Genomic DNA, 14,426 nt, shown 5'->3' on the forward strand with positions numbered 1-14,426 from the left:
GAAACGGGAGGGCCCCGCCCAGGCATGGACGGGGCCCTCACACGCTCTCTTTCAGGGCGCTCAGCCCTCGTATGCGTCCATCGGCGGGCACGAGCAGACCAGGTTCCGGTCTCCGAAGGCCTGGTCGATGCGGCGCACCGGCGGCCAGTACTTGTCGGCGGCCGAGACACCGGCCGGGAACACGGCCTCCTCACGGCTGTAGGCGTGCGCCCAGTCACCGCCGAGCGCGGCCGCCGTGTGCGGCGCGTTGCCCAGCGGGTTGTCCTCCGCCGGCCACTCCCCCGCGCCGACCTTCTCGATCTCCGCGCGGATGGCGATCATCGCCTCGCAGAACCGGTCCAGCTCGATCAGGTCCTCGGACTCGGTCGGCTCGATCATCAGCGTGCCGGCCACCGGGAACGACATCGTCGGCGCGTGGAAGCCGTAGTCGATCAGCCGCTTGGCGACGTCGTCGACGCTCACGCCGGTCGCCTTGGTCAGCGGGCGCAGGTCGATGATGCACTCGTGCGCGACCAGGTTGCCGGGGCCGGTGTAGAGCACCGGGTAGTGCGGCTCCAGGCGCTTGGCGATGTAGTTGGCGGAGAGCACGGCCACCTGCGTGGCCCTCTTCAGCCCCTCGCCGCCCATGAGCCGGACGTACGCCCACGAGATCGGCAGGATGCCCGCGGAGCCCCACGGGGCCGCCGAGATGGGGCCTACACCCGTCTCCGGGCCTGCAGCGGGCTGCAGCGGGTGGTTCGGCAGGTACGGCGCCAGGTGCGACCGCACGGCCACCGGGCCGACGCCGGGACCGCCGCCACCGTGCGGGATGCAGAACGTCTTGTGCAGGTTGAGGTGGGAGACGTCGCCGCCGAAGTGGCCCGGCTTGGCGAGGCCGACCAGGGCGTTGAGGTTGGCGCCGTCGACGTACACCTGGCCGCCCGCCTCGTGGACCTGGGCGCAGATCTCGGCGACGTGCTCCTCGAACACACCGTGGGTGGACGGGTAGGTGATCATGAGCACGGCGAGCTCGTCGCGGTGCTGCTCGATCTTGGCCCGCAGGTCGTCGACGTCGATCTCGCCGTCCTCGGCGGTCTTCACCACGACGACCTTCATCCCGGCCATGACGGCGCTGGCGGCGTTGGTGCCGTGCGCGGAGGACGGGATCAGACAGACGGTGCGCTGCTCGTCGCCGTTGGCGCGGTGGTAGCCGCGCACGGCGAGCAGGCCGGCGAACTCACCCTGGGAGCCGGCGTTGGGCTGGAGGGACACCTTGTCGTAGCCGGTGACCTCGGCGAGCCGCTCCTCCAGCTCACGGATGAGCGTGAGGTAGCCCTCGGCCTGCTCGGCGGGCGCGAAGGGGTGCAGCTGGCCGAACTCGGGCCAGGTGACCGGCTCCATCTCCGTGGTCGCGTTGAGCTTCATGGTGCAGGAGCCCAGCGGGATCATGCCGCGGTCGAGCGCGTAGTCACGGTCGGCCAGCTTGCGCAGGTAGCGCAGCATCGCCGTCTCGGAGCGGTGCTCGTGGAAGACCGGGTGGGTGAGGTAGGCGTCGGTGCGCAGCAGCGCGTCCGGCAGGCTGTCCTCGGTCGCCGGGTCGAGCGCCTCGATGTCGGCCTCGACGCCGAAGGCCGACCACACGGCGGCCAGCTGGGCCCGGTTGGTGGTCTCGTCACAGGCGATGGAGACATGGTCGGCGTCGACCGGGTGGAGGTTGACCCCGTTCTCCCGGGCGGCGGCGACGATCTCCTCGGCGCGGCCGGCGACCTTGACGGTCAGCGTGTCGAAGTAGGCGCCGTGGACGATCTCCACACCGCCCGCCGTGAGGCCCGCGGCGAGGATCGTGGCGTACCGGTGGGTGCGCCCCGCGATGGCCCGCAGACCCTCGGGCCCGTGGTAGACGGCGTACATGCCGGCCATGACGGCGAGCAGCACCTGCGCCGTGCAGATGTTGCTGGTGGCCTTCTCCCGGCGGATGTGCTGTTCCCGCGTCTGCAGCGCGAGCCGGTAGGCCTTGTGCCCGTCTGCGTCGACGGAGACGCCCACGAGGCGGCCGGGCAGGCTGCGCGCGAACTTCTCGTGCACGGCCATGTAGCCCGCGTGCGGACCACCGAAGCCCATCGGGACACCGAAGCGCTGGGTCGTGCCGACGGCGATGTCCGCGCCGAGCTCGCCCGGCGAGGTGAGCAGGGTCAGGGCGAGCAGGTCGGCGGCGACCGTGACGAGCGCGCCGCGCTCGTGCGCCTGGTCGATGAGCGGCTTGATGTCGCGTACGGCACCGGAGGCGCCCGGGTACTGGACGAGCACGCCGTTGATCTCGCGGCCGGCGAGCTCGGCGGGGATGCCCTCGCTCAGGTCGGCGACCACGACCTCGACACCGGTCGGCTCGGCTCGGGTCTCTATGACGGCGATGGTCTGCGGCAGCGCGTCCGCGTCGACCAGGAACAGGCCCTTCTTGTTCTTGCCCATGCGCCGGGACAGCGCCATCGCCTCGGCGGCGGCCGTGCCCTCGTCGAGAAGGGAGGCGCCCGAGGTGGGCAGGCCGGTGAGGTCGGCGACCATGGTCTGGAAGTTCAGCAGGGCTTCGAGCCGCCCCTGGGAGATCTCCGGCTGGTAGGGCGTGTAGGCCGTGTACCAGGCGGGGTTCTCCATGACATTGCGCAGGATGACGGGCGGGGTGAACGTCCCGTAGTACCCGAGTCCGATCATCGAGCCGAGCACCTGGTTGCGGTCGGCGAGGGAGCGGAGCTCGGCGAGCACCTCGGCCTCGGTACGCGCACCCGGCAGGTCGAGGGCGTCAGTGTTCTTGATCACATCCGGCACCGCGGCGGCGGTGAGCTCGTCGAGCGAGCCGTAGCCGACCTGCGCGAGCATCTTGGCCCGTGCCTCCTGGTCGGGCCCAATGTGGCGCTGTTCGAACGGGATGCCCTGTTCGAGCTCGGAGAGCGGAATGCGGTGGGCGGTCATTGCGGAGGCCTCCTGGTCTGACGCGACCTTCGAGGGGCACCCCGGACACGGGCACCCCGACGGCCTCCCCCTCTGTCATCTCAACCTGAGAGCTTCACCAGGTCACCCGAGGGGCACCGGCTTTCACCGTCGGTGAGAGCGGAAGCCGTCGACATCCGCCCTGCTTTCCAGAGTGACCTCGTCCGAGCGGTACGTGAGCCTGAGAGATTCCGGGGAGGATTTGCTCCTTCGGCGCCTCCGGTGTCACTCCGGAGGACTCTCCCGCACGGGGTCAGCAGCCGTTTGCCAGAGTACCAGCGAGGTCAACGTACGGGTCTTCGAGTGGCCGCCTCCCTGAATGTGCTCTTTTGTAGTGCTTACGGATGAGTTGCGACCAAGTGGAGGGCCCGTGCAGACCGACATCGATCCGCGCAACCTGATCGGCCGCAAGGCGTTCGACCGCAATGGCACCAAGATCGGCACGATCGACGAGGTGTACCTCGACGACGCGACCGGTGTGCCGGAGTGGGCGGCCATACGCACTGGCCTGTTCTCTCGCGACGCCTTCGTCCCCCTGGAGCCCAGCGAACTGGTCGAGGGCACCCTCCACGTCCCCTTCGAGCGAGCCCTCATCAAGGACGCCCCCGACTTCGGCGTGGGCCGCCACCTCTCCCCGGAACAGGAACTCCAGCTCTACCACCACTACGGCCTGGACGTGGCCCCACCGCCGCCCTTCCCCGACCACGACTTCGGCAACCTGGCGGGCAGGGACGAACCCTGAGGACGGCCGAGCGGGGGGCCGGGCAGAGCGGGGCCGGCGGCGGGCGACGCGGACGGATGTCAGGCGGTGGCGAGTGTCGCGGATGACGAGTGTCGCGGGTGGCGGGTGACACGGCGGGCACCACGCGGTGGCGGGCCGGTGGCTGGCGCCGGGGGCACCACGCGATGGCGGAGGCACCACGCTATGGCGGGGGCCGGGAGCCGGTGACGGATGTCACGGCACGCTCCCCGCCGTCACTTCATCAGCTCCGGCACCACCGCCCGGCCTCCCCCAACGCCGCCCTGCGCCGCTCCCCCACCCGGACCTCCCCCGGCGCTGCCCTCCGCCCCGGCACCACCACCCGACGTTTCCGGCACCAGTGGCAGAGGATCCGCCGGTTCCAAGTCCGGATCGTCTGTGCGGAACGTGCGCACACGCCCCGGCTCCGAGTCGGGTGTCTCGAAGCGCACGGTGACCCGCCCCAGGCCGCTGCCCTGCACCCAGCCGTGCCCGTATTCGCTGTGCCGCACGTCGTGGCCCGAGGGCCAGCGGCGTTCGGTGGCCGCCGGCTGTTCCACCACCGGCTCGGCCACGGCCTCCTCCGGCTCCGTGTCGGCCCGCTCGCCCGCCGCCTGCGCGAACAGGTCCTCCTGCGTGTAGTCGGCGAGCCCGGAGACGCCCACACCGAGCAGCCGCACCCCGCCCGTCGTGTCCACGGACTCCAGCAGCCGCGCGGCCGCCTCCCGGACCACCGCCGGATCGTCCGTGGGCCCACGGAGCGTTTCGGACCGGGTCAGCGTGGAGAAGTCGTACCGCCGCACCTTCAGCACGATGGTCCGCCCCGACAGCCCCGCCCCACGCAGCCGACGCACACACCGGTCGGCGAGCCGCTGCACCTCCAGCCCCACCCTGAGCCGGTCGTGGATGTCGACGTCGTACGTGTCCTCGACCGAGACCGACTTGGTCTCCCGCTCGGCCACCACGGGCCGGTCGTCGTGCGCCAGCGCCATGGCGTAGAGCCCGTGCCCATGGGCCTTGCCCAGCAGCCGTACGAGCTCGTCCTCACCCGCCTCGGCGATCTCGTCGACCGTGGTGATCCCGGCTCTCCGGAGATGGTCGCCCGTCGCCGGTCCGACGCCCGGCAGCGTCCGCACCGACATGGGTCCCAGCAGTGCCCGCTCGGTCCCCGGTTCGATCAGCACCAGCCCGTCCGGCTTGGCCTGCTCGGAGGCGATCTTCGCGAGCATCTTGGAGGCGGCGAGCCCCACCGACCCGGTGAGCCCCGTGACGGCCCGTATCTCCGCGCGCAGTCTCACCCCGGCCAGCCGGGCCGACTCCTCGTCCCAGGCCGCTCCCCCGGCCTCCAGGTCCACGAACGCCTCGTCCAGGCTCAGCGGCTCCACCAGGGGGGACAGCGCCCTCAGCAGCCCCATCACCTGCTCGCTGACCGACCGGTAGAGGCCGAAGCGCGGCACGAGATACGCCGCGTTGGGGGCCAGCCGGCGCGCCTGAGCCATGGGCAACGCCGAGTGGACCCCGAAGACCCGCGCCTCGTACGACGCGGTGGCAACCACCCCGCGCGGCCCGAGCCCGCCCACGACGACGGCCTTCCCGCGCAGGCTCGGCTTGGAGGCCTGCTCCACCGAGGCGAAGAAGGCATCCATGTCGAGATGCAGGATCGTGGGCGTGTTTCTCACATATCCGATGCTGCACCACGCCACTGACAATGCCCCGGCACGAGGCACGCGCCAGGCCCTTCACACCCCCGCAGGGCGGGGCTCAGACAGCCCGGTTGCGCCGCCGGGCGAGCTCGTCCGCGGGGTTGTGCCCGACAAGGGTCTCGCCCGTGTCGATGCGCTCCCCGTGCAACTGGGAGAGAGCGCTCTCCACGTCCCGCCACACCACTCCGACGGCGATCCCGAAGATGCCCTGACCGCCCTGGAGAAGGGCGTGGACCTCGTCCGGCGAGGTGCATTCGTAGACCGTGGCGCCGTCGCTCATCAGCGTCATGCGCTCCAGGTCGCGGAAACCGCGTTCCCTGAGGTGCTGGACGGCGGTACGGATGTTCTGCAGCGACACCCCGGTGTCCAGGAACCGCTTCACGATCTTCAGGACGACAACGTCCCGGAAGCTGTACAGGCGCTGCGTACCTGACCCGTAGGCAGGACGCACACTCGGCTCGACCAGGCCCGTACGGGCCCAGTAGTCGAGCTGCCGGTAGGTGATGCCGGCGGCCGCGCAGGCCGTCGGACCGCGGTAGCCGATCTCCTCGGACGCCATGGGCGCCGCCCCTCCGCTGCTCGGCACGGCCGTCGGCCGATGCGGGGCGTGCTCGGCCGCGCTGCCGGGATAGGAGTGCCCCCTGCTCGAGTGCAGCCGAGAGCTCGGGGGAGGGTACGGACCGCTCTCCCCGAAACCGATTCCGGGGGCACCCCCAGCCGTACCGTCGCCGCTGCTTCTCACGCCGACCTCCGTCCTTGACCTGCCTTCTCGACGGTAGGCAGTCACCAGGGGTGCGTCAACGATCGCCACACTCGGCACGCCGAGTGATAATCACCCTAGGAGTGGTTTCCCGTGCCCCACCGCGGGGAAAGGCTAGCCGAATGCTCTGGCGGGGGGCCGTAGGACGCTCTCAATGGCCGGTGGCATTTGCCGACATCCCGCCCGTAACAGGGCGTCGGCCGACCCGTCACGGACCGCGTCCGCCGGGCCGGCCACCCGTGTCACTGGCTGCTGGTGCCGAAATCCTCGGGCGAGATCTGGTCGAGGAACTCGCGGAACTTCTCCACTTCGTCCTCCTGCTCGTCCGGAATCGCGATGCCCGCGTCGTCGAGCACCGTGTCACTGCCGTAGATCGGCGTTCCGGTGCGCAGGGCCAGCGCTATGGCATCGGACGGGCGGGCACTCACCTCGACCCCACTGGCGAAGACCAGCTCCGCGTAGAAGACGCCCTCACGCAGGTCCGTGATGCGTACTTCCGTGAGCTCCTGGCCGACGGCCTCCAGCACGTCCTTGAACAGGTCGTGGGTCAGCGGTCGCGCGGGGGCCATGCCCTGCTGGGCGAAAGCGATCGCCGTCGCCTCCCCCGGCCCGATCCAGATGGGGAGGTACCTGTCGCCTCCCACTTCGCGCAGGAGCACGATCGGTTGGTTGGAGGGCATTTCGACCCGGACACCTACGACATCGAGCTCGTTCACACAGCAACCCTAGGCCGTGCTCGGGACGTTTGGGTAGTCGGGCCGGGAACGGGTGCCCGATCCGGCCTCCGGAGCAACCGCGCCGCTCAGGGCAGACGCACCCCGAGGGCGGTCTTCACCAGGGCCGCGTGCAGCCGCATGGTGAGCGCCGCCAGCTCTTTCGTACGAGCCTCGGCGTGGGCCCTGGTCTGCGGGTTGCGGTGCCGCTTCAGAGGAGCCACCACCTGGTCCACCAGCCCGGCCTCACGGTCGGCGGCGGCCTTCATCACCCGCAGATGGCGGGGCTCGATCCCGAACCGGCCCAGCTCGGCGACGACGGAGGCCACGGTGACCGTCTCCGCGTCGTAGACTCCGTCTTCCAGCGGAGCGATGAGCCCGTACGACTCCCACTCCTTGAGATCGCTCTCGCAGATCTCGGCGGCCGCGAGCAGCTCGGCCCGCCCGATCCGGGCCGCCGTGGGCGTGTCGTACGGCTCCAGTACGTCCTCGCCGTCACGCTGACGGCCCACTACCGGCAGCTGTACGGCCTCTCCGCGCTCCACGGCATCCAGGTGCTCCCGGATCACCTTGAGCGGCAGATAGTGGTCCCGCTGCATCCTCAGGACGTGCCCCAGGCGCTCGACGTCCCCGGCGCTGAACTTGCGGTAGCCCGAGGGCGTCCGCTGCGGCTCGATGAGCCCCTCCGACTCCAGGAAGCGGATCTTGGAGATGGTGACCTCGGGGAACTCGTCGCGCAGCGCGTTCAGCACCGTGCCGATACTCATCAGCCCACTGTCCGCGGCGGCGGTGCCGGGCACGGCACCGCCGCTCGGTGTTTGAAGCATGGACCTTCCCTGGGGGTCCCCCCGGACGGAGTCTGGGGGAGGGTCAGATGCCCTGCCGGCTCGCGTAGAAGACCAGCCGGTACTTGCCGATCTGCACCTCGTCACCGTTCGACAGAGGGACCTGGTCGATCCGCTCACGGTTGACGTACGTGCCGTTCAGACTGCCCACGTCGGCCACGGTGAACGAGCCGTCCGAGGAGCGCCGGAACTCCACGTGACGGCGCGAGACCGTCACGTCGTCCAGGAAGATGTCGCTCTGCGGATGACGCCCGGCCGTGGTCAGCTCGCCGTCCAGCAGGAAGCGGCTGCCGGAGTTCGGCCCGCGGCGCACCACCAGCAGCGCCGAACCCATCGGCAGCGCGTCCACGGCAGCCTGCGCCTCGGGCGAGAGCGCCGGCATCTGCGTCTGGCCGGTGACCTCGGCGTCGTAGGCCTCGAGACCGGAGATGGAGATCGTGGACGTCGTCTCGGACGCACGCTCCGGCGTCACGCCGGCGCGCAGCGGGGCACCACAGTTGGAACAGAACCGGGCGTTCTCCGCATTCCGGTTACCGCACCTCGTACACACCAGGACCGACATGGACGGATCCTCCTGCCGCGGCTGCCCCCCGGGGGCATTGGACGCATACGGGTCGCGGGTAAACCCTCCACCCGTACTTGAGGTTGACGGTTGCCCGAAACCTATGCCGCTGGACTGGGCAGGGTCAACAGACGGCGCGCCCTGACCACCGGAAATGTCACCGCCTGGACCAGGGACCTGGTCACGGAACAGCGGGCGCTGACCCTCTGCGTCAGGCTGTGCGCGATGACGAGCGGTCGCGTTGTCGCTACCCTCTCGCGCGCTCTTGCCGAACAACTTCGCAAACAACTTCACGGGCGATTCCCCTTGACCGAAACAGACCCGCCCGTGGGGCAGGACGAACCCTGATTACATACACCGGTCGACCCGGACATCCTCACAACGTCCGTATCCACCAGACAGTTTCCACCACGCGCCACCTCTTCGGTGCGCCGACCCCCCGCAACCTCATGCCCCTGTCGGACGTCCCCCATGCACCCCCGGTTCACTGGGAGGACGACCGAGCGTAGTCAGGCCGCTTCGCCGCTCGCAAGGCTTCGACAACGATCTTGGACGACCGCTCGACGGTCACGGTGGCCTGCTCCTTCTCGAGAGTCTGCACCACGCCTCCGGGGATGTTGAGCGCCGGCTCGAGATCCTGCGGCTTGCCGATGACCTTGAAACGATAGGGGGCGTTGATCTTGTTCCCGTCGACGCTCACGCTCTTGCCGGAGTCCGTCAGATACGTACTCGCGACGACGCGTACCCCGTTCACTTCTATCGCCTCCGCACCGGCGGCGCGCAGTTCCTGGATCGCGTCGAGCAGCATGTCCGCCTGGACCGCCCCCTTCGTGTCCTCGACCGTCATCGTGATGCCGGGACCCTGCGCCGCCACGGTGCCCGCGAGAATGCCGAGTTGCCTCTCCTTCTCGGCCGTCTGCTTGCGAGCCTCCGCGGCCTGGTCGGAGCTGCTCTGCAGTTCCGACCGCTGCTTCTCGAGTCCCTGCTTCTCGTCCTCAAGACGCTGAGTACGGTCGTCGAGTTCATCGAGGATACGAACAAGATCTTCCTGACGGGCGCCGCGCAGCGCGCTGTCGCTGTCGCTGTTCGACGCCACCTGCACCGCCAGGCCGAAGCCGAGGCCGAACAGCAGCAGGGCGACGATGAGTTGGGCTCTGGTGACCCGCAGCGGCCACAGCCCCTTCACCAGCCGCTGGCGGCCGGTGAGCGCGGCCTCGGGCTGCTTCTCGTCCGCCTCCGGCTCGGCTGCGGGAACCGACGCCGGCGCGGGCACCTCGTCGGGCAGTTCCTTGCGCAGCCTGTTCTCCGGCTGCTCGTCCTGGTCGCTCATCGGTCTCACGCCCGGAACACGTGGCGGCGGATCGCCGCGGCGTTGGAGAAGATGCGGATGCCGAGGACCACCACGACACCCGTGGACAGCTGCGCCCCCACACCCAACTTGTCGCCCAGGAACACGATGAGTGCGGCCACGACCACGTTCGACAGGAACGACACCACGAAGACCTTGTCGTCGAAGATGCCGTCGAGCATGGCCCGAAGACCACCGAAGACGGCGTCGAGCGCCGCGACGACGGCGATCGGCAGATAAGGCTCGACGACCGCCGGAACCTCGGGACGAACCAACAGGCCCGCCACGACTCCCACGATGAGGCCCAGTACGGCGATCACGATGTGCCCTTCTCAGTGCTCGGCTGTGCTGTACGTACGATCACACTCGGTGCTGCGGGCAGCCGGACGTCACTCTCCGTAGAGATGCCTGTACGGATGCCGTAGTTCTCCTGCAGGGCGTGCAGATACAGCCCGTCGGCGCTGTTCTGGAACCCTGTGCTCAGCTTCTGCCCGTCCCCCACCGCCAGCACCGTATAGGGCGGCACCAGTGGCCTGTTGTCGACCAGTATCGCGTCACCCGCGGCCCTGATCGCGGACAGGGCGGTCAACCGCTGCCCGTTGATGGAGATCGCCTCGGCTCCGGAGGCCCACAGCCCGTTCACCACGCGCTGCATGTCGCGGTCGCGGAGCCGGCCGGTGTCGGAGAAACCGGAGGTCTCCCGCGGATTGCTGCCGTCGCCGCCGGTGGAGGCTTCCTTCGCGTCGTTCACGACGAGCTTCACACCGGGGCCGTGCACCGCCGTGGCGCCCGACAGGATGCCGACCAGGTCGGCCTGCCGACTGCCGCCGCTCGTCTTCAGGGCCACCCGCTGGCGCGCGCTCACGTCGCCGCGCAGCTTGTCGACCGAGCGTTCCAGCTTGTCCGCCGACTCGGTCTCCCGGTCGATGCGGTCGATCAGTTCCTGCCGTTCCTTCGCAATCACGGGCGCCGCCACGCGTGCCTGGGCCGCCCCTACGGTCACGACCAGCGCCGCGAGCACCAGGCCGGCGGCGAGACCGAGCTTCGCCCTGAGGGTCTTCGGCATGCCGCGCTCGCCCTGAGACTGTTTCCGGGCGGCGGCCTCGGCGTACCCGTCGTCGAGGCTGTGGTCCATGACGTTGGTGATCAACGACATGGAGGCGTCCGGGCGCGACGGCCGCGTGGGCGTGTTGCTCCGAACGGGGGGTTGCTGCGGCATGCCGCACATCGTCGCACGTCGCCACCAGTACCTCCGAATGGCCCCACCGGCGTGCCGGACAGGCCCCCTTGGGGACACTTGTCCGGCACGCACGCGTGCTGCGGGTTTTGGCGCCGTGCCGCGGCTCTTGGTGCCGCGCCGCGGGTCCTGTTTACCGTCCGGCGCTGTCCACGATCGCCGCCCACTCGTCGAGCAGGGCCTGCGCGGAGGCGTCGTCCGGACCTTCCGCCCACAGATGCGTGACCGCCTCGGCGGGGTCGGGCAGCACCATCACCCAGCGGCCGTCGGTCTCCACGACTCGCACACCGTCCGTCGTGTCGACGAAGCGATCTCCAGCCGCCTCGACGACCCGCCGCATCACCAGCCCCTTCACGGCCCAGGGAGTCGCCAGATCCCGCTTGAGGACGTGCGCCCGCGGGATCCGAGCGTCGATCTGGCTGAGGGTGAGCTGCGTCCGCGCCACGAGCCCGATGAGCCGCACGAAGGCCGCGGTGCCGTCGTAGACGCCGCTGAACTCCGGGACGATGAACCCGCCCTTTCCGTCGCCGCCGAAGATCGTCCCTTCTTCACGTCCCACACGCGTGAGGTCGTCGGGAGAGGTCGTCGTCCACTCGACCTGGGTGCCGTGGTAGGCGGCCACCTGCTCGGCGATCCTGGTCGTGGTCACCGGCAGCGCGACACGGCCGCTGCGCCGCTCCGCGGCCACGAGGTCCAGCATCACGAGCAGAGCCCGGTCGTCCTCGATGATCCGGCCCTTCTCGTCCACCAGGGACAGCCGTTCGCCCACGGGGTCGAACCGCACGCCGAACGCAGCCCCTGAGGACGCCACGATCTCGCCGAGGCGCACCAGTCCCGACCGCCGGACCTCGGCCGTCTCGGTGGGCCTGGACTCGTCGAGGCCGGGATTGATGGTCAGCGAGTCCACACCGAGCTTGCCGAGCAGGCTGGGCAGTACGAGCCCGGCGCTGCCGTTCGACGCGTCCACGACCACCTTGAGCCCCGCCTCGGCGATCCCCGTCGTGTCGACGTTCCGAAGCAGCGAACCGGTGTACGAGTCGAAGACACTCGCCGGGAAGTACAGGTCGCCGATCTCTCCCGGGAACGCACGCCGGTACTCCTGCCGCGCGAACACCCGGTCCAGCTTGCGCTGGCTCGCCTGCGAGAGGTCCGCGCCCTGCCCGTCGAAGAACATGATGTCGACGGAGTCGGGCACACCCGGCGAGGTCCGGATCATGATGCCGCCCGCGCTGCCCCGCGCGGTCTGCTGCCGGGCCACGGGGAGCGGCACGTTCTCCAGATCCCGTACGTCGATGGCGCTGGCCTGCAGAGCGGAGATCACCGCTCGCTTCAGCGCACGTGCACCCCGGGAGTGGTCGCGGGCCGTCGTGACGGTGGAGCCCTTCTTGAGCATCGTCGCGTACGCGCCGGCCAGCCGCACGGCGAGCTCGGGTGTGATCTCCACGTTCAGGATGCCGGTCACCCCACGAGCGCCGAACAGATGCGCCTGGCCCCTGGACTCCCAGATGACCGAGGTGTTGACGAACGCGCCGGCCTCGATGGTCTTGAAGGGATAGACCCGTACGTTGCCCTGCACGATCGATTCTTCGCCGATCAGGCACTCATCGCCGATGACCGCGCCGTCCTCGATCCGGGCCGCGCGCATGATGTCGGTGTTCTTTCCGACGACGCAGCCCCGCAGATTGCTGTGCTGGCCGACATACACGTTGTCGTGCACCACGGCCTTGTGCAGGAACGCACCGGTCTTCACGACGACGTTCGATCCGACGACGGTGTGCTCACGGATTTCGGCGCCGGCCTCGACCTTGGCGTAGTCACCGATGTAGAGAGGCCCCCGGAGAACGGCATCCGGGTGCACCTCGGCGCCTTCCGCCACCCAAACACCGGGGGAAATCTCGAATCCGTCGATCTCGACGTCGACCTTGCCCTCCAGGACGTCGGCCTGCGCCTTCACGTACGACTCATGCGTACCGACGTCCTCCCAGTAGCCCTCGGCGACATAGCCGTACACCGGCTTGCCTTCCTTCATGAGCTGCGGGAAGACATCACCCGACCAGTCCACTGGAACGTCGGGATCGACGTAGTTGAAGACCTCGGGCTCCATGACGTAGATGCCCGTGTTCACGGTGTCGGAGAAGACCTGCCCCCAGGTCGGCTTCTCCAGGAACCGCTCGACCTTGCCCTCTTCGTCAACGATGGTGATGCCGAATTCCAGCGGATTGGGCACGCGCGTCAGACAGACGGTGACCAGCGCGCCCTTTTCCTTGTGGAAGTTGATCAGATCAGTGAGGTCGAAGTCGGTCAGGGCATCACCGGAAATGACGAGGAAGGCATCGTCCTTCAATGCCTCCTCGGCGTTCTTGACGCTTCCGGCGGTACCGAGTGGCTTCTCCTCATTGGCATATGTGAGCTCCATTCCGAGCTCCTCGCCGTCACCGAAGTAGTTCTTGACGAGCGAGGCCAGGAACTGCACGGTTACGACGGTCTCAGTGAGCCCATGCCTTTTGAGCAGCCGAAGCACATGCTCCATGATCGGGCGGTTCGCCACAGGCAGGAGCGGCTTGGGCATGCTCGAGGTCATAGGGCGAAGGCGCGTGCCTTCACCACCGGCCATCACGACGGCCTTCATGTCGGAAGCGTCCTCCTCTAGAGACGACGGTCTAGCCGACTTCACCCGTCCAGATTGTCCCCCACTTTTCCGCCGCGGGCCATCGAGCCACTACGTCCGGACAATCGCCGAGCTCAATCGGCCATGGCGTCCGCACGAACCAGGCGGCGGACTTGCACCACGTAGAGCACTCCTGCCCACCAGTACAGCGTTGTACCCCATCCCGCGAACGCCCATCCGAAAATAGCAGCGAGTGACGCGATCCATCCATGTCCGTCACTGAGAAGGAGCAACGGGAAGGCGTACATCAGGTTGAACGTCGCGGCCTTCCCCAGGAAGTTCACCTGGGGCGGGGGATAGCCGTGACGCCTGAGGATGCCCACCATCACCAGCAGAACCAGCTCTCGCGCCAGCAGCACGGCCGTCAGCCAGAGAGGCAGGATCTCGCGCCACGTAAGACCGATCAGCGTCGAGAGAATGTAGAGCCGGTCGGCTGCGGGATCAAGCAGCCGGCCGAGGCTGCTGATCTGATTCCAGCGCCGCGCGAGCTTGCCGTCCAGGTAGTCGCTGATGCCGCTCAAAGCGAGCACGAGCAACGCCCAACCATCGCTCTTGGGGCCTCCGAACTCCGGCCTGAGGATCAACCACAGGAAGACGGGTACGCCGACGAGACGCGCCATGCTGAGGATGTTCGGGATGGTGAGGACCCGGTCCGTCTGGACGCGGGTCTCCTGGACCTCCACCCGGGGGCCTCCTGTGGGAAACGTGCCAACGATGCCCCCTGACCTTACCTCAACACAAAAAAGCTCTGGCTCTTGGGCTTGATGCCCAAGAGCCAGAGCTCTAAAAGGAGTTCGGCGGTGTCCTACTCTCCCACAGGGTCCCCCCTGCAGTACCATCGGCGCTGTGAGGCTTAGCTTCCGGGTTCGGAATGTAACCGGGCGTTT

Annotated in this window: 12 protein-coding genes, 1 rRNA gene and 1 riboswitch; of the genes, 1 reads left to right on the plus strand and 12 read right to left on the minus strand. The window is 68.9% G+C overall.

Annotation, left to right across the window (positions count from 1 at the left end; genetic code table 11):
* Window positions 1–60: 60 nt before the first annotated feature.
* Window positions 61–2,946 (minus strand): aminomethyl-transferring glycine dehydrogenase, encoded by a 2,886-nt coding sequence (gene gcvP / locus ACIPSA_RS33320; protein ID WP_402641317.1) that lies wholly within the window; start codon window positions 2,944–2,946, stop codon window positions 61–63.
* 177 nt (window positions 2,947–3,123) lie between these two features.
* A riboswitch (glycine riboswitch) is annotated at window positions 3,124–3,220 on the minus strand.
* Window positions 3,221–3,334: 114 nt separating this feature from the next.
* Between gcvP and ACIPSA_RS33325 the strand changes: the two genes are divergently transcribed.
* Window positions 3,335–3,706, plus strand: coding sequence for a PRC-barrel domain-containing protein (locus tag ACIPSA_RS33325; RefSeq protein ID WP_402641320.1), 372 nt, complete (start codon window positions 3,335–3,337; stop codon window positions 3,704–3,706).
* 233 nt (window positions 3,707–3,939) lie between these two features.
* Here the strand turns inward: ACIPSA_RS33325 and ACIPSA_RS33330 are convergent, their stop codons facing one another.
* The 11 genes from ACIPSA_RS33330 to rrf all read right to left on the minus strand — a co-directional run.
* A complete protein-coding gene (locus tag ACIPSA_RS33330; protein ID WP_402641323.1) occupies window positions 3,940–5,382 on the minus strand; it encodes a DNA polymerase IV in 1,443 nt (480 codons plus the stop codon).
* An 82-nt stretch (window positions 5,383–5,464) separates the two neighbouring features.
* Window positions 5,465–6,148 (minus strand): MerR family transcriptional regulator, encoded by a 684-nt coding sequence (locus tag ACIPSA_RS33335; RefSeq protein ID WP_402641326.1) that lies wholly within the window; start codon window positions 6,146–6,148, stop codon window positions 5,465–5,467.
* Between the two features lie 260 nt (window positions 6,149–6,408).
* Window positions 6,409–6,882 carry a bifunctional nuclease family protein gene (locus ACIPSA_RS33340; protein WP_026253112.1) on the minus strand — a complete coding sequence of 158 codons (474 nt, stop codon included), beginning with the start codon at window positions 6,880–6,882 and terminating at the stop codon, window positions 6,409–6,411.
* 86 nt (window positions 6,883–6,968) lie between these two features.
* Complete coding sequence (locus ACIPSA_RS33345; protein ID WP_402641329.1) at window positions 6,969–7,706, minus strand: MerR family transcriptional regulator; 738 nt, start codon at window positions 7,704–7,706, stop codon at window positions 6,969–6,971.
* A gap of 43 nt (window positions 7,707–7,749) precedes the next feature.
* Window positions 7,750–8,622, minus strand: coding sequence for an FHA domain-containing protein (locus ACIPSA_RS33350; protein ID WP_402641357.1), 873 nt, complete (start codon window positions 8,620–8,622; stop codon window positions 7,750–7,752).
* Window positions 8,623–8,770: 148 nt separating this feature from the next.
* Entirely contained in the window at window positions 8,771–9,616 is an 846-nt protein-coding gene (locus ACIPSA_RS33355) for a DUF881 domain-containing protein (RefSeq protein ID WP_402641332.1), read from the minus strand.
* A gap of 5 nt (window positions 9,617–9,621) precedes the next feature.
* Window positions 9,622–9,954: a small basic family protein gene (locus ACIPSA_RS33360; RefSeq protein ID WP_006134295.1), complete on the minus strand. Its 333-nt coding sequence runs from the start codon at window positions 9,952–9,954 to the stop codon at window positions 9,622–9,624.
* The gene (locus ACIPSA_RS33365; protein WP_402641358.1) at window positions 9,951–10,790 is read right to left on the minus strand and encodes a DUF881 domain-containing protein; all 840 of its coding nucleotides are present in this window, start codon (window positions 10,788–10,790) and stop codon (window positions 9,951–9,953) included. Before ACIPSA_RS33365 ends, ACIPSA_RS33360 begins: the two co-directional genes overlap by 4 nt.
* 214 nt (window positions 10,791–11,004) lie before the next feature.
* On the minus strand, window positions 11,005–13,500 hold the full coding sequence (locus ACIPSA_RS33370; RefSeq protein ID WP_402641335.1) for a sugar phosphate nucleotidyltransferase: 2,496 nt from the start codon (window positions 13,498–13,500) through the stop codon (window positions 11,005–11,007).
* A 113-nt stretch (window positions 13,501–13,613) separates the two neighbouring features.
* Window positions 13,614–14,222, minus strand: coding sequence for a CDP-alcohol phosphatidyltransferase family protein (locus ACIPSA_RS33375; RefSeq protein ID WP_402641337.1), 609 nt, complete (start codon window positions 14,220–14,222; stop codon window positions 13,614–13,616).
* Window positions 14,223–14,331: 109 nt separating this feature from the next.
* A 5S ribosomal RNA gene (gene rrf / locus ACIPSA_RS33380) occupies window positions 14,332–14,426 on the minus strand; the annotation flags it as partial.

The sequence above is a fragment of the Streptomyces sp. NPDC086549 genome (genome assembly GCF_044746205.1).
In the GTDB taxonomy this organism is placed as follows: Bacteria; Actinomycetota; Actinomycetes; order Streptomycetales; family Streptomycetaceae; genus Streptomyces.